Source organism: Pelosinus propionicus DSM 13327 (assembly GCF_900114615.1).
Classification (GTDB): domain Bacteria; phylum Bacillota; class Negativicutes; order DSM-13327; family DSM-13327; genus Pelosinus; species Pelosinus propionicus.
Map to the genome: position 1 here is coordinate 36,605 of NZ_FOTS01000036.1, position 17,290 is coordinate 53,894.

The 17,290-nt window shown below is 37.5% G+C and carries 15 protein-coding genes; all 15 read right to left on the bottom strand.

Going from position 1 to position 17,290, the window contains the following annotated elements; genetic code table 11:
* Positions 1–24: 24 nt before the first annotated feature.
* Entirely contained in the window at positions 25–1,017 is a 993-nt protein-coding gene (gene rfaE1 / locus BMZ99_RS17450; protein WP_090940188.1) for a D-glycero-beta-D-manno-heptose-7-phosphate kinase, read from the bottom strand.
* A complete protein-coding gene (locus BMZ99_RS17455; protein WP_090940191.1) occupies positions 1,017–1,577 on the bottom strand; it encodes a D-sedoheptulose-7-phosphate isomerase in 561 nt (186 codons plus the stop codon). Before BMZ99_RS17455 ends, rfaE1 begins: the two co-directional genes overlap by 1 nt.
* 31 nt (positions 1,578–1,608) lie before the next feature.
* Complete coding sequence (locus tag BMZ99_RS17460; RefSeq protein WP_245755032.1) at positions 1,609–2,736, bottom strand: glycosyltransferase family 9 protein; 1,128 nt, start codon at positions 2,734–2,736, stop codon at positions 1,609–1,611.
* On the bottom strand, positions 2,718–3,878 hold the full coding sequence (locus BMZ99_RS17465) for a glycosyltransferase family protein (RefSeq protein ID WP_090940194.1): 1,161 nt from the start codon (positions 3,876–3,878) through the stop codon (positions 2,718–2,720). The genes BMZ99_RS17460 and BMZ99_RS17465 overlap by 19 nt, the downstream gene beginning before the upstream one ends.
* Entirely contained in the window at positions 3,879–4,634 is a 756-nt protein-coding gene (locus BMZ99_RS17470) for a glycosyltransferase family 2 protein (RefSeq protein ID WP_090940197.1), read from the bottom strand.
* Positions 4,635–4,655: 21 nt separating this feature from the next.
* Positions 4,656–5,678, bottom strand: a complete 1,023-nt coding sequence (locus tag BMZ99_RS17475) for a glycosyltransferase family 9 protein (RefSeq protein ID WP_090940200.1) — start codon at positions 5,676–5,678, stop codon at positions 4,656–4,658.
* Entirely contained in the window at positions 5,678–6,709 is a 1,032-nt protein-coding gene (locus BMZ99_RS17480) for a glycosyltransferase family 9 protein (protein WP_090940204.1), read from the bottom strand. The genes BMZ99_RS17475 and BMZ99_RS17480 overlap by 1 nt, the downstream gene beginning before the upstream one ends.
* 94 nt (positions 6,710–6,803) lie before the next feature.
* Positions 6,804–7,277 (bottom strand): D-glycero-beta-D-manno-heptose 1-phosphate adenylyltransferase, encoded by a 474-nt coding sequence (gene rfaE2, locus BMZ99_RS17485; protein WP_090940207.1) that lies wholly within the window; start codon positions 7,275–7,277, stop codon positions 6,804–6,806.
* Between the two features lie 74 nt (positions 7,278–7,351).
* Positions 7,352–8,350 carry a bifunctional heptose 7-phosphate kinase/heptose 1-phosphate adenyltransferase gene (locus BMZ99_RS17490; protein WP_090940234.1) on the bottom strand — a complete coding sequence of 333 codons (999 nt, stop codon included), beginning with the start codon at positions 8,348–8,350 and terminating at the stop codon, positions 7,352–7,354.
* A gap of 22 nt (positions 8,351–8,372) precedes the next feature.
* Positions 8,373–9,794, bottom strand: coding sequence for an LPS-assembly protein LptD (locus tag BMZ99_RS17495; protein ID WP_090940211.1), 1,422 nt, complete (start codon positions 9,792–9,794; stop codon positions 8,373–8,375).
* Between the two features lie 176 nt (positions 9,795–9,970).
* Positions 9,971–10,888: a hypothetical protein gene (locus tag BMZ99_RS17500; RefSeq protein ID WP_090940214.1), complete on the bottom strand. Its 918-nt coding sequence runs from the start codon at positions 10,886–10,888 to the stop codon at positions 9,971–9,973.
* 275 nt (positions 10,889–11,163) lie between these two features.
* The gene (locus BMZ99_RS17505; protein WP_007939040.1) at positions 11,164–11,595 is read right to left on the bottom strand and encodes a hypothetical protein; all 432 of its coding nucleotides are present in this window, start codon (positions 11,593–11,595) and stop codon (positions 11,164–11,166) included.
* A 196-nt stretch (positions 11,596–11,791) separates the two neighbouring features.
* Entirely contained in the window at positions 11,792–13,087 is a 1,296-nt protein-coding gene (locus BMZ99_RS17510) for a UFO1_4202 family uranium-binding S-layer protein (protein ID WP_090940216.1), read from the bottom strand.
* Positions 13,088–13,622: 535 nt separating this feature from the next.
* Entirely contained in the window at positions 13,623–14,900 is a 1,278-nt protein-coding gene (locus BMZ99_RS17515) for a UFO1_4202 family uranium-binding S-layer protein (protein ID WP_090940219.1), read from the bottom strand.
* A gap of 436 nt (positions 14,901–15,336) precedes the next feature.
* Positions 15,337–16,608, bottom strand: coding sequence for a UFO1_4202 family uranium-binding S-layer protein (locus BMZ99_RS17520; protein ID WP_090940222.1), 1,272 nt, complete (start codon positions 16,606–16,608; stop codon positions 15,337–15,339).
* Positions 16,609–17,290: the final 682 nt, after the last annotated feature.

Below are 17,290 nucleotides of genomic sequence, written 5' to 3' on the forward strand. Positions count from 1 at the left end.
TGATGACAAGATGATTTAACTTGCTTATTTATCTCTTGCTAAGGTGGCTAACAATTCCTCACGACTAATGGCATAGGTTCCCACCTTACCAACCACTACACCTGCCGCCATATTGGCAAGATAGGCAGCATCACAAGGATCAACCTGTCCAGCAATGGCGGCTCCCAATACAGCAATTACCGTATCCCCCGCACCAGAAACATCAAAAACCTCTTGGGCTAGCGTAGGAATATGTACGCTACGCCTAGCACCAATCAAACTTAATCCTTTTTCAGAACGAGTAACAACAACATTTTGTATATGATATTTTCGTCGAATGCTTTGAGCCGCCCGTTTTATTTCGTCATCTTCATTCATAACATCTATGTGAACTGCATCATTTAGCTCCTTCAAATTAGGAGTAATATAGGAAGCCCCTACATATTTAATCCAGTTATTTCCTTTAGGGTCAACAATTATCGGTATTTCGTAGCTTGTACAGAGCTCGATAATGAACTGGCACAAGGATGGAGTACATACACCTTTATTATAATCCGATAATATCACGCAACCTACTTGTTGAGATACAACAGCAGCAATGTATTGTTTAAGTTTCTCTTCAATCTCCTGCTCAATGTGATTGGTTTCTTCAAAATCCAGGCGTATCATTTGTTGATGACCACCAATGACGCGTAATTTAGTTGTTGTTGGGCCACTCTTCAAAACTAAGCCCTCATGGCTAATACCTGTGGAAGTTAATAACTGAAGAAGTCCCGTGCGATGTTCATCTTGTCCAACTACCCCTGCTAGTATCACCTTACAGCCCAGGAGCGCTAAATTATGAGCAACATTTCCTGCACCGCCCAAGGTATTTTTTTCTTTAAGCACATGAGTAATCGGTACAGGGGCCTCTGGTGAAATGCGCCGAACCTCACCATAATAGTATTTATCTAGCATGATATCGCCCACAATTAAAACGGTGCAATTGTTTATGTTATTCTCCACAAACTCCTTACTATATTTGTAATTCCGAATCATCAACTGGTTACCTCATCCATGATCTCACATAGAATATGCCCAATTAGAATGTGGGCCTCTTGAATGCGGGCCGTCACTTTATCTGGCACCGTTATACATACATCACAAGCTTCTACCATTTTCCCGCCATTCCCGCCGCTCAATCCAATAGTAATAGCCCCTAACTGTTTTGCTTTATGGATAGCTAAAATCACATTTTGACTATTACCTGAAGTGCTTAATCCAATCAGTACATCTCCTGCTCTCACTAACGCTTCCACTTGCCTGGAAAACATTTGTTCATAGCCATAGTCATTACTCACAGCTGTTAAAATGGATGTATCTGTTGTTAGAGCGACTGCTGCTAACCCTCGCCGTTCTTTAACAAAACGTCCTACAAATTCTGCTGCCAAGTGTTGGCTATCAGCCGCGCTTCCCCCGTTACCACAAAAGAAAACGGTTCTGCCGTTCAGTACAGCTTCTTTACACAAAGAGACCATCTTTTCGATACTTGGTATACAATGTTGTCTTACTTGCTCAATTACAGCAAGGTGCTCTCCTATAAGTGTATCAATTTTCATTGATTACCTCCTAGTTGTGATTTTTCATTCCCTATTGTCCAGGAACTATATAACTGCCAGCTGTATAACGCTGAGGATGCTCCAATTGTTCCAAGGTGTATTTCATCACAGTATCCACATCAATTTGCCACATACACTCATGTTTTTTGGGGCAGGAGTGTTTGCCACAAGGGTGGCATTCCACAGAAGATTTCAGTACTACACTGGTATTGTTGTAGGGATAAAAACCAACTACAGGCGAAGGTCCAAAAATTGCTACTACAGGTACTTTCATAGCAACAGCGACGTGCATCGGTCCTGTATCATTAGTCACTAAGACGCTAGCCTTCTTCAATAAGGCAGCTAATTCTAATAATGACATCTTTCCTGCAAAATTCTTCAATAAAGTATGTTCTTTATTACGCATAAGATTAATTGTTTCATTTACGATATCTATATCCATCGGACCACCATAGTATGCGACTCCATATCCCATATCCAGCAATCGATCCGCCAACTCCGTAAAGTACTCTTTTCGCCAGCATTTGGTAGACCAACTGGCTCCAATATTTAAACCAACGACTTTTATGCACTCCGCCGCTGCTCCCCTCTCCTTCTCAGGATGAGTGTGTATTGGAAATGCTTCATTCCATATTTCCCCAGCGCTTTCTTCTGCCTTTTCATCTAGCCACATTTCAAGACCCTGATCATTTATTTTTGTAATATCCAAGGTTTCTCGTAATACGTCAAAATGGGAATGGACTTGGTGTTTGATGCCCTTTCTATTTTCAATCACCTTATCAAAAAAGAGATGTAAGCCACAGGTGGAATAGCCAACGATTTTTTTGCCTCCACTAAAAGCAGCAATGCAAGAGGCTCGCTCATTTTCATGAAGATTTATAACTATATCAAACTTTTTGCTACGGATTTCACTAATGAACTGAACGTAATTGGATAATTTATTATGATAACCTTTTTTGTCGATTAGTAACAGTTCATCAATATTTTTATTATATTTTACTAAGTCCTGCAGCTTAGCATCTGCCAATAAGGCAATATGAGCCTGAGGATAATGAGTTCTCAAAGCCCTAACTACAGGCGTCGCCAACAATAAATCACCCAGATGCAAAAGATTAATCACCAAAATTTTAAAAGACACATCTATTTTTTTTCTTTGCATAATGCTACCAGCCTTTCCGCAAATAGGGTAGGAGAATATGCTTCATAAGCTCTAGCAAGTTCTTGTTTATAGATAGGATATTTTCCCGAAAAGGTATTAATAAAGCTCGCAATATTGGTGTATAAAGACTGAGAATCGTCACTTTTAAATGCGCAGCCTAATTCATACATTTGAAGTACTTCTGGATTAATATCACTACTTAATATCACTGGTTTTTGATAACCAATAGCAGTAAAGAGCATACCAGCCCAATGGTATCGATATCGTTCTGCTGAATAGGGCATCAATAATGCATCAACATCCACAATCGCTTGCTGCCACTCCTTACCAAATAATCCTTTGTGTAAAAATTTGATGTGCTTGTGACCTTGATATTTTTTGATAATCCTCTCGAAATCGCTAGAGTCTTCGGGTTTCATCGTAGCTCCCTGTACCAAAAGTTCTACAGGTTGGGTATATTCAATAGACAAAAACGCATCTAAGAAAGCATCTAACTTCTTTTCACGACGGTATTGTCCAAAAAAGCCTAATTTAAGTGGTTTCGACTTAAGAGTAGCATCCTCACCTTGTTTTTTATAATGATCAAGAATATCCCGTGGTATATATGCTGGGGGGTTAGTACAAATTACATTTGAAAATCTTCTTCCCAATACATCACTACCAAAAGTAAGTACTACTATTTTGACATTAGGAAAATCCTTTAGTTTCTCTACTGCTTGATAAAAGTGAGAAGCTTCTTTAGGATTTATTCCGTGGACAACAAAAATAACTGGCACTGGCGATTTTCTTAATACATTTATGTTGATGGCCCGTAAATATCGATAGGTGGATGTCGGTATAATTATTGCATCAAATTCACCCTGACAAGCGCGCTGAAACATTTGCCAATACCATCGTTGACGATTGATCTCCCTTTTGCCCGATGATAAAATTTTTTTAAAGCCATGCAATCCAGTGTAGGAAACACCTTGGCCTGCTAGCTGATGAACAGGTACACCATAGGCAAAATTGAAAACAAATTTTTCAGGAACATAAAAAATAACTTCGTGACCTAAAGCTTTGCATTCGTCTACTATGATACGATCAAAATCAACTTCATGTCCTCCTGGCGACATAATAGTCTCCATAATTGCCAGCTTCATTTATTCTTTACGCTCCTTTTGCAAATAATATAACTTTACATATTTGGCCATAGTATAAAACCCATGAAACCCCGCTAAGATAAAGCCTATTTTGCCATCCCGCCAACCTGATTTTGTTATATAAAAACGAAAAAAACCTGCTAGCGGATGAAGTATAATATCGATGAAATGCGCCTTTTTTCCCTTCGCTTCCATCTGTTGTGCCATAAGCGTTGTATATTGATTAAACTTAAAAAAATATCGATCCCAACTTGTATAGGTATAGTGAAGCATCCCATTTTTCGTCTTCAAAATGGGTAAGCTTACTTGTGCTTGTTCATGGACCACTCCTTGCCATTGAATTGCATTCCTTGGGTATAATCGCAATGAATAGTCTGGGGAATGTCCACCATAACTCACCCGTTCGCCAAATACTACATTGCTACGCAAAATATCATAAGCAAATTGCTCATTTCTCTGTACAATTTCTTCTATTTCCATTGCTAATTCAGGAGTAATACGTTCATCTGCGTCTAAAAATAATACCCATTCCGCTAAAGTTTGTTTTAAGGCAAAATTACGTTGTCCAGCAAAGCCTTCATCCATGGCATGGTATAGGAATTTCGCCCCCAAAGTTTCGGCAATTTCACAAGTTTTATCCGTGCTACCAGAATCAATTATAATGACTTCATCAGCAAAAGCAACACTCTCAATACATTCGCGAATATTGTTTTCTTCATTAAATGTCAATATTAAAACTGCTATTTTCTTGTCCATACTATATACCTTCCCAAACTGTCATTTATTTTCCAGCATATCCAATGCTGTAGCAGTTACAACGTCACTCTTTAATTCTCTCATACAACGATGATGTTGGCATTCTCGAGGTACAATACATGGTACACATTCTAAATCCATTTTTAAAATTCTATCTCGCGCTGCCCTTGGTCCCCAGACCCTTGAATCAGATCGACCAAATAAGGCTAAAATTGGTACTCCTACAGCAGATGCAATATGCATAGGACCTGTATCTACCGTAATGACTAAATTACTTAGAGCTAAAAACGCTGCTAATTCATTAATTGTCAGAGTTCCCGCAAGAACTTGTACACAACCACCAGATTCTTGATTGATTTCTTCTAATTTTTCTGCTTCAGCCTTACCACCAATTAGATAACAATTTGCAATGGCGGACAAACTTCTCAATACATCTATATATCCTTCAATCTTCCAACTATTCAAGGGATGGCGACCAAAAGGGCAAATGACTACAATAGGACGTTCTGATGAAAGAGAAACTTTTTTTTGCATGCTCTCTACATCAACTGGATTGTGGCGATACGCTAAACTAAAATCAGTTGTATTGATATCCAGAGGCTTCAATACTTCCAATTGATTTTCGGTTTCATGCTTAACGCTTGTCCTCTTTGACGATACCGTATGAGTCAAAAAAATCCCAGCATGTTGGGCATCATATCCCACTCTATACCTAGCGCCAATAGCTTTTGCCAGCATTGCACCACGAACAGCAAAATTGGCTGCTATTACTAGATCATATTTCTGCGATCGCAAACTAAAAATTAAATGCCACAAATTCTTTATGCTGCGATGTATCCCTTTTTTATCATATATATACACATGATCCGCATAAGGATTCCCACCAACCACTTGCGCTGACCAAGGAACGACTAGCATATCAATCACCGCATCAGGATATTTGTTGCGCAATGCTCGAACCGTAGGTGTCGACAACACAAGATCGCCAATAAATGCTAAATTGATGTATAAAATCTTATGAATCGCAGCGTGATCAATTGTCATTATACTTCACGCCTTTCCAATAATATTTTCACCTGATTGTGTACCGTCTCTGGTGTGATAACATCTAAGCAGTCAAGCTTTTTAGGACAGCTTCGCTGCCAACATCCAGCACAATCTCTAGGTGTAATAAGTATCTCATGCCCTTTACCATAAGGCCCATTGCGTGCCGGGTCTGTCGGTCCCATCAAGGCCAGTGTTGGCGTTCCCACAGCGGTGGATAGATGCATCGGACCTGTATCACCACCGATAAATGCCTGTGCTTTTTGTATAACATATGCTAATTGTTTTAATGTTGTTTTCCCTGTAAGGTCAATCGGTGGAATCTTAGTCATTGATGAAATTTGCTCTGCCAGTACTTTATCTCCAGAGCCACCAATCATAACCGGTATTCTATTCGTATCATATAATTTATTACTTAATTCTGCAAAATGCTCAAAAGGCCAAATTTTATTCGGCCAATTGGCACCTAATGCCAGAACAACGTAGGGCATTTCTATATTTAATCCTGCTTGAGCAGCGATACGCCTTGTAAGTTCTTTTTCCTCTAATGTAATCACTACGTTAAACATCGCTTTATCTACTTGACATCCTAATGAGCGAACTACATCTAAATAACGATCCACTACATGTTCCTTACTATAAGTACCAATAATGCGTTTACTCAGCAAATGACTCCCTTCACGAGCATTCTCATATACCAATCGCTTGTCAGCACCACTCAAAAGACTAATCATGCTGCTTTTAAATAGCCCTTGTAAATCAAGAGCCAAATCAAACTTGTCCTCCCGCAAACGTTTTATGAAGCTAGGAGCATATCTTATCATCCCAGAAAGTGACTTGAATTTTGGTTTATCAAAAATAAGAATTTCATCAATATCAGGATTATTGGTCAAAAGATCATAAGCTGGTCTTTCTACAACCCAAGTAATCCGTGATTTGGGAAAGCATTTTTTTAATGCATGCGCTACTGGCAAAGCATGAATTACATCACCTATTGCACTCAATTTTACAATCAAGATATTGTTATACATAAAATTAAACCTCATTTTTAAAACAGAAATATAAGTAAATTATACTAACCTATTTTTATATCCTTTGCACTCAACAATTTTATTGTCGTATACTTCAATTGTCTAAGACCTGTAATTTTTTTATAATATTACTTGATGATTTGCCAATAACCTCTGGAATGAGGATCGTTTGACCACCATATTGCACAACAATTTTAGCTTCAGGCAAGTCTTTGACATTGTAATCTCCACCTTTTACATAAAAAGTTGGTTTTATTTCTGCAACTAATCTTTCTGCAGTATGATCGCCAAAGATCACCACATAATCAACAGCAGAAAGAGCCGACAATACTTCGGCTCGATCATCTTCACTATTTATTGGACGGGTTGGTCCCTTTAAGCAACGCACCGAATGGTCGCTATTAAGTCCTACGATCAGCAAATTACCTAATTCTCTGGCAGCTTGTAAATATCTAACATGCCCAGCATGAAGGATATCAAAACAACCATTGGTAAACACAATTTTTTTCCCATCGGCTTTTAGTTGCTCAGCAATATTTTTTATTTCGAGATTATTTACTATTTTCATATTGGTCTCACCTACCATTTTAAAAATTACTACAAGGCGCTTTCTCTATATTTTACAAAAGAACATTCACATCTTTATTTGAAATGCTTACCAACTGCTTGCCGCAATTCATTCGGAGTAGCAGTAGCAGTACCAAATTTCTTTACCACTATTCCAGCAGCAAAATTAGCTAAACGAGCTGCCTCCTCATAACTTGCTCCTGCTGCTAAAGCTAATATCATGGTTGCAACGACCGTATCACCTGCACCGGTTACATCATACACTTCACTTTTGTTCGTAACAGAAATTTGAGTTACCTTATTTTGCTTTTCAAACAAGGTCATACCATCTGGTCCACGAGTAATAAGAACTGCTTTAGCATCTAATTTATCTAGAATAGTCTTACCTGCGGATAGAAGCGTCTCTTGATCTCTAATCTCATATCCTACTGCAGCAGCAGCCTCTGATTCATTTTGCTTTACAATAGGAATCCCACTATATTCCATTATATTATACCTAGAATCGACAATACAAGGTATATCTTTTTCCCTACAAATTGTAATCACATAATTCATTATATCTGGTGAAACAGTATGACTGCCGTAATCACTTAATACGACACCATGCATATCAGCAATTTGAATAGCAATATACTCTTTGACCACCTGTTCACTTTCCACACTTAATGCTTCTTTTTTCTCTTTATCAATTCGTACAATCTGCTGGCGAACAGTTGCCTGCCCCCCTGCCATCACGCGAGTTTTGGTAATGGTCGGACGGCTGTTGTCAACTAACAGACCAGCAGTTTCTGCAGTTTTACTTGCCAGAATACGAGTTAACTCTTGACCGGCATAATCCTGCCCGATAACCCCTACTGCATACACTTTACCACTCAATGTAGCTATATTGTGAACAACATTAGCAGCACCTCCAGGAACAACTCGTTCTTCTGAGTGTTCTAATATTAATACAGGTGCCTCCCGGGAAATTCGAGATATCTTCCCTTCTAGATAAACATCAGCAACCATATCGCCAATTACCATAATATTACGTTCTTTGTTTTTCTCAATAATATTTAATAATGACTTTTCCAACACAAATAATCTCCTTCATCGATTACCATTCAATGGCAGATATTTTAACATTCACATGACCTCGCTTAGCGCGATAGGTAATATCAGCTTGGAGGCAATGTAAATTGCGACGCCAGGTATAATCAAGATCTTTGAAATTGCTAGGATCCATTTCATAATTCATCGAGATGCCGATTGAGTTCATTTTGTCCAATTTATACATGAAACCACCATTTATCTCACTATTGCTATCAATTTTATCATATTCATAGACTGACGTGCCAGATTGACCATGATAAGCATAACCTAGCCAGGCTTCGAGTCTATCGTTGGGCTTTGCCGTCAAATTGGTATTGAAGCTTAATATATTATTGGAAGAGTTATTGTATCCATAATCGATTCGTTCAAAACCTGTACCCAAATTAAGGCTAACGACTTTACTCAGTTGGATCGGATTACGCTTAAACGACAAATTATAATCTTGTCGCCATCCAGAGATATTTCCTTCTGTCCACTTACCAGTGCTAGCAGTAAAATACGCCTTAACTTTACCAACTTTAACAGGATCTAGTGTAAAGAGCAGCTCTGGTTCTTTCTTAATCCACTCATCATCACTATTTTCTTCCTCACTTTTGTATAGCTCTAATTTATACCCCTTCTGCGTACTAATAAAGCCATATTTCGGTTTAAATCCATGCTTCGAGTAATATGAAACATCCGCAAAAGCACTTAGTCGATTATCAAAGGGGTATTCCAGATATTGAGAAATAGTCAAACCATCTCCAGAATGATAATGAATACGAGGAAACGGACTATTTTGTTCCTTATCTGCCTTCAATGATGTCTGATATTTCGGCATAGAATAAATCATCATTTTTTTAATCCAAAATTTGGCATTATAGGCAATCATCTTATCTCCAGGCCAAATCTCTATTTTATCTGCACTCATGTGATAGTCTGGTACAATCGCCGGACACCGTGTAGCAGTCGAGTCATGTGCCACTAATTTTTCTGGATAAAACTCAAGATTGTTACTAGTGATATGATCTTTACCTACCAGCCCTGTCACATGATTCATATTTCCTAAACGGGTTGTATAGTTGTAATGGGTACCTGTTCCTACTAATTCCCGCTCTGGCTGCTGCAAAGTAGCTTTTCCATCGATCCAGATTTCTGTATTTTTACTGTTACCGCGCATAGCATCAGTAAGGAGGGTATCTGCATTTTGCTTCACAACTACATTTCCCTTAGCAAATACTTCTCCCGTCTCTTCACTAAATGACAGCTCATCTCCTTCAATAACAATGGGCACTTTCGCTTCTGACTTAGATGCCGTTTTGTCTTTAGAATCAACTGCAGTATTATCAACTTTGTTTTCTTTTTTATCAGCAGCTTGTCCTATGAGGGAACTATTCGAAATCAACATAAATACGGAAATACAAACCATCATTTTCTTTATTTGCATAACTTTCTCCTATTTAAAGTATTTACCTATAACATTGTGCCTTCTTAAAAAAGACACAGTTAGAAAAATCCTATTTTCATTCTATTATTATATCACTTTTCCCTCATAACTTCATACGGCAATATGTAGAAAAAGCCGTCTTATGACGGCTTTTGTAAAAATAAACCTATTCTTGTTTATTGTATCCCATAAGCATTGGTTTCATCTTTGAATTGAACATACATTTCAGCACCAGCTGGGATATTGACATCTTTACCACGTACAAAAGCTCCGCCAACGATGCCAACAGGTCCTAGAATGACCATGCCAGCTAGCGAGGCTCCGGCAGCTGTGACTAAGGATTTGTTTTCTTCTTTGGCTTTGTCTCCCAAGATGGTGTTGATTGCGGTTCCATCAATAGCTTCTATCGTATTAAAGCTTACTTGTAATTCAGCATTACGACCAAAATTTTTGGCACCTTTTACCTTAGTAACGACTCCCTGCCCTTGAGATCCTTTCGGAATCACCAAGTGTCCATCTACATAGATATCATCTACTGCTTGAAATATAACTAAATCTCCTTGACGATTCGTACTTGTGCTTAAGGGGGTAACTAACTTGATCTTTAATAAGCTGTCTTTATGTAAAGTTACATTGCTAGTAGACACTTCACCGTTTGTATACGCTAATTTTAGTAATTTCATCAGACGATCATTGAGTGACCCAGTTACGAGATTTCCTGTTAGGACACGTTCTAAATTTTCAATCCGCGTCTTAGCTGGTTCAATAGTAACTGCATGAGTCAAAGACCATTCAATTGCGTTTAATTTAATTAGAAAGGATGGCTGATCTATAAAATTCTCATACGTTGAAGAATAAAGAGTATCCGCTCTCGTGAGCAATGGATCTTTGCTCACTTTACCAAATATGTCTTTCTCCAGTGTAGCAACGCGCTCCACTAGTGCTCCTGTCATTTCTGTGCCATAGAAAAACTTTTCTGTTGCCACCACTTTATCTAGCACCGTTTTATCTCCAACACTATTTGCAAAAGCAAACCCCATATTTGAACATATAAATAATGTAAGTATTGTTAAACTTATAAATTTACGCCACATGTACTGTATATCCCCCTCTTGGTTTTATATTGTCTATTTAACTATAACTCATTCGCGACAACTGCAAAGATTTCCTGCTGGATTTAATTGTAGGGAGAATAAAAACAAAAGAATGTATTAACCGCAGAGAAATGATTAAAACAATTTGAACCGCGAAGATGCGAAGAAATCCGAAGAACACGAAGGAATGCTAAAAATATCCCTACCTATTCTTCCTAGTCTTCGCATCTTCGCGGTTCGTTGCTTTTTTACATAACGTTATACACTCATTTTATTTAAATCTTCACATCGATGATGGCTGATACGCCTACACCGTTGACACGAGAGAAGTTTACAGGGTTTTTACTGTCAATTGGTATTAGCGCTTTTACACGGAATGTCTTTCCGCTAAAGTCGCCTTCAATTTGCACAACCGCTTGGGTTCTGTCAATCAAATCCTGTGTCCCAATGACCTGAGCTGCCCCTATGTAACCACCACTGCCAAAGCTAAGAATTGGCACTACTTTGGTAGCAAAATCAGAGCCGGCGCCATGTTTAAATGTCAAGGTATTAATAAAACCATTCAATTGACCCGCAAATTTATCAATTAAGATGGAGATGCCGCCAACTTTTAAAAGATCTCCAAAAATAGCAGCCTGCGTAACTGGTACAACCGCTACGGATAGCATACAGAAAGCCAATAGGCCAATGATAAACTTTTTCTTCATGATTTATCCACCTTTCAAGATGATTTTTATGTTATTATATCTTCGATAGATTACTAGTCATCTCCTGCTGGAAATGATAGGAATCATTAAAAGTTACTCTGCAGAACACACTCTACCTTCCAAGCGCCCTCTCTAGATGTAAATGCAAAATTAAAGCTGCTAACAAATTGTTAGCAGCTTCTGATTTGAGCAATTCTTAGAAGAAAAACTCAACTTGTGCTTGATAGAATTTGGTCTTATCACTTTCACCATCGGTGGTTGGTTTGAGATCAGCATATTTAACACGAAGAACCGTATTCAATACTGGTGTATAGTTAAACCCAATTTCATAGCCTTTACCACCAGCAAGTTGAAAATTATACGCATATGGACCATCAAAAGTAGTTTTTGGGGCTGCCAACGCTTCTAAATGACGATAGTTAACCCATGCGCCATAAGATCCGACTTTCTTCTTATCAGCTCCTTTATACCCAAACTCAGCATAATACGCTTTATTTTCATCATCTGCATCGGAAGCACCGTAAGATCCTGTTAAGCTCCAGTCTGAAGTTAATTGAGATTTAAATCCTGCTTCCCAAACATTAGCTTTATCGCTGCTGTTTCCTGTCATAGCACTCAGAATGCCATTATGATCCTTATCTTTAAACTGATAATATCCACCATTCAGTGAAGTAGCCTTAGACGCTGCATATTTCAGCCCCACACCAGTAACTTCCACATATGTCATACCAGTAACATCAGAAACATTGCCCCAAACATCTTTATTATTTTCTTTTCCGTAGAATACATTTGCTTTTAATACATTACCCATTTCAAAATTAACACCATTTAACGTGCTATCAATCATCAAGCCATTATTCAGAAAATAATCAAATCGACCGATTGTAGCTGTAGTGCCAAGCACTTGCCCTTTTACATATGCATTATCCATGGTTACTTTATCGTCACCAGTTTCTCCTCTTAGGTTATTAACTGATTGCAAACGACCATAATATGACCATTCATTATTAATCTGTCCATCAAGGTGCACACGAGTACGTAGTTTAAGAGAATTTAGTCCGCCAACTGTATCCGTAGCTGCATCATAAGCACGATTAAAATTTTCGTATCTCAAACGAGCTTCGCCAGTTACTTTAATCGTGGAAGAGTTCTTTTCCAATTTCGTTACACGAACATTCAAACCTTCTAGTTCATCAGCGAATTCTACGGACAATTTGTCGATAGAAGCTTTTTGCTCCGCAGTTGCCTTATCAGAATGAGCCATTGCTTTTGCAACAATTTGAGCCATTTCATAACGGCTGATGGTTTTGTCACCTTTGAAAGTTCCGTCGCCATAACCGTCAACAATACCAGCATTCGCTAGTTTTGTTACCGCATCATAGGACCAATGTTTTGCAGGAACGTCTGTGAAAGGGTTCGTTGCGGCAAATGATGTACCAGCTACACCAAGTACCATTGCGGCTGCCAAGGATGCTACGAGTTTCTTTTTCATGTTAAAATCTCTCCTTAGGTTTTATTTTTTCGTCTTACTATGAACACAACCTAAGAAAGGACGTCTTTGAGTATCCATGTTTCCTCAAGGTTATCCTTACTTAGTGTATCGTTCATATCTATTCACTACTGCTAGAAATTATGTTAATAAAAGAATTTTTTATTAACATATTACTAAGCGGTGAAAGACCATTAAATGAATTGGTATTTACATAAAGTAAAATACTACATATTTTAAATATCCTGTTTTTTGAAATTTCAACTTATATTTAAGAGTTATAGAAAGCATTTAACAATTTATTACATTTTAAATTTTACACAATAATAAACAATACGTCAAGGTAATTTTCTGAATAATCTTTATTTTCTGGATTAATAGATTTATCTCATATATTAGTGGTATTTCCACTTTTCTATCTCCGTATAACATCACACAAGCACCAAGACTTCCACCCAAGAGTAAACAATCATGCTTGATATTCCATAAAAAAACAGCCGCTAACAAATTGCTAGCGGCTGTAACTTGTGAGTATTTCTTAGAAGAAGAACTCAACTTGTGCTTGATAGAACTTAGTTTTGAGAGCATTTGAAGAATCATTTGCAGTTGCTTTAACATTGGCGTATTTAAAGCCAAGTACTGTATTTAACTTTGGAGTATAGTTAAATCCTACTTCATAACCTTTAGCACCAAGAGGATAAAGACTGTCAATGCCGTCATAATAGCTTTGACCACCTACTGTATATGCTCCATCAAATGTAGTTCTAGGAGCTGCAAACCCTTCTATGTTACGATAATTAACCCACGCCCCATAAGAACCTACTTTTGCCTTATCTGCACCTTTATAGCCCAATTGAGCATAGTATGCAGTATTTTCAACATCAATGTCAGATTCGCCATAAGATCCAGCCAAATTCCAATTAGAATTTAACTGAGTTTTAAAGCCAGCTTCCCAGAAGTCTGTAGTATCTGTGTTATAAATATCTTTAACTTTGTAGTAACCACCATTAATGCTTGTAGCCTTTGAAGTTGCATAATCTAATGTTAAGCCAGTTACTTCTGGATGCTCTGCATTTGACCAATTAGAACTACCATTAGCTAAAATATCTTGATGATTGTCTTTACCATAGAATACGTTTGCTTTAAGAACATTGCCAAATTCGAGATTAACACCATTGAGTGTACTATCAAACATTAATCCACCATTTGGTACGTAGTCAAAGCGACCTACGGTTGCAGTTGCACCAAATAGATTGCCTTTAACATAGGCATTGTCCATAGTCACTTTTCCATCGTCGCCACCACGTAAATTATTTTCAGATTGTAAACGACCATAGTATGACCATTGATCATTGATCTGACCATCTAGGTGAATGCGGCTACGAAGTACTAAGCTATTATCGGAAAAATCATCAGCAGTTTGATCTTCATATCTCAAACGAGCTTCACCAGTTACTTTAATCGTGGAAGAATTCTTTTCTAATTTGGTTACACGAACATTCAAACCTTCTAATTCTGAAGCAAACTCTACTGATAACTTATCAATAGCTGCCTTTTGTTCAGCAGTTGCTTTATCGGAATGCGCCATTGCTTTTGCAACGATTTGAGCCATTTCATAACGGCTAATGGTTTTGTCACCTTTGAAAGTGCCATCGCCATAACCGTCAACAATACCAGCGTTAGCTAGTTTTGTTACTGCATCATAGGACCAATGTTTTGCAGGAACGTCTGTGAAAGGGTTGGTTGCAGCGAATGATGTACCAGCTACGCCAAGTACCATTGCAGCTGCTAATGAAGCTACTAATTTCTTTTTCATGTTAAAATCTCTCCTTAGGTTTTATTTTTGTCTTACTATGAACTCCACCTAAGAAAGGACATCTCTGAGTGTCCATGTTCCCTCAAGGTTATCCTTACAAGGTTTATTGTTCATATTTATTCTACTACTTAAACGATCTATATAGATCAATTTACCTCTAGTTATATTTAAGTAGCGAAGACCACAATAATTATCATATTACCAAAAAGAATCTATTAAGGAAAATTTAACAAATAATTTACCTGTCTAATATTACACAAAAATTCCTAATAAATCAAGAAAAATTTGATTTTTCTTTGAAATGTATTCAATTTTTAAAATATATTATTACTTTATTTTCAATAATACAGGTAATTAAAATATTTTTTCATTAATAGGATATAAAAATCAGAAGCCGCTAACAAATTTGTTAGCGGCTTCTGATCTCGATCGGTTTTTAAAAGAAGAACTCAACTTGTGCTTGATAGAAATCTTGTTTTTCAGTAGGAGCAGTATCAGCAGTTGGTTTTAAGTTAGCATATTTTACACGAAGAACCGTGTTTAATACAGGGGTATAATTAAAGCCTACTTCATAACCTTTAGCACCATTTTTTAATTGACCACGAGAGGTATATGCTCCATCGAAGGTAGTTTTAGGAGCTGCATTTGCTTCTAAATTACGATAGTTAACCCATGCACCATAAGAACCAACTTTCTTTTTGTCAGCGCCTTTGTAACCAATTTCAGCATAGTATGCTGTGTCTTCAGTATCTGCATCAGATTCACCATAAGAACCACTTAAGCTCCAGTTGGGAGTGAATTGTGTTTTGAAACCAGCTTCCCAAACTTTCAAGGAATCATCACTAGTAGCGTTGGTTAAATATCCTGAATCATTGTTATCTTTAAACTGATAATAACCGCCATTTAAAGTAGTAGCTTTTGAAGCTGCATAACTTAAGCCTAAGCCAGTTACTTCTAGGTAATCAGTCATTACTTTTTTAGAATTACCCCATACATCTTTATTATTATCTTTGCCATAGAATGCATTAGCTTTCAATACATTACCAAATTCAAAATTAACACCATTCAAAGTACTATCAATCATTAAACCGTTGTTTAAGAAGTAATCGAAACGACCGATTGTAGCAGTAGCGCCTGCGATTTGCCCTTTAACAAAAGCATTATCCATGGTTACGTTGGTATCGCCTTCACCTTTTAAGTTATTTACAGCTTGCAAACGACCATAGTATGACCAGTTGTCATTGATTGTTCCATCAAGATGGATACGAGTACGGAGTTTATAGGAACTATCATGATCTGCATATTTATTTGAGTAATCTTCATATCTCAAACGAGCTTCACCACTTACTTTAATGGTGGAAGAATTCTTTTCCAATTTTGTTACACGAACGTTTAAGCCTTCTAATTCTTCAGCAAATTCTACGGACAGTTTGTCGATAGAAGCCTTTTGTTCAGCAGTTGCTTTGTCGGAATGAGCCATTGCTTTTGCAACGATTTGTGCCATTTCATAACGGCTGATGGTTTTGTCACCTTTGAAAGTACCATCGCCATAACCATCAACAATACCAGCACTAGCTAGTTTGGTTACTGCATCATAGGACCAATGTTTTGCAGGAACGTCTGTGAAAGGATTGGTTGCAGCGAATGATGTACCAGCTACGCCAAGTACCATTGCAGCTGCCAAGGAAGCTACTAATTTCTTTTTCATCTTAAATCTCTCCTTAGGTTTTATATTTTTGCCTTGCTATGAACTTCACCTAAGAAAGGACGTCTTTGAGTATCCATGTTCCCTCAAGGTTATCCTTGCCAGGTTCATTGTTCATAATCTATTCACTACTGCTAGAATTTTTCTAAGCAGTGAAAGACCGTAGAAACGTACTCTTAATTAAGTAATTTATTTACTACAACATATTAAGAATTTATTAACTGTACATGAAAAATTTAACATAATCTTTACAAGTCTTATAATACATCTAACTGACTGATAAGTCAAGTCATTTTCCAATTATTTGCTCCAATATTCATTAGATCCTTTTCTGCAATTTAGCCTCGTTTGACAGAATCAACAAATAAAAAAGGAGCTGTCTCAAAATAGGTTTTTAAAACCTATTTGAGATAGCTCTTTCTTTGTATCCCTAACCGAATAGGGTATTTTCTCTTTTTTGCGAATTAAGTGGAGTAAAGTAGGCATAGCAAAGCTAGAGGAGCATTATGCCCCTCATAAATTGCTGTGCCTGCAACCTTTTAGGCGGTCTTTTTTTCGTGTAGCATTTTTCCGCACCGTTGTTGCTGTATTTTGTTATGTAGTTTATTTAAGTTATAGCCCATCGCCAAGAACAAGAATTCAGTCCTAACGCTTTGCTTGCCACGCAGCAAGAATCTTCTAAATC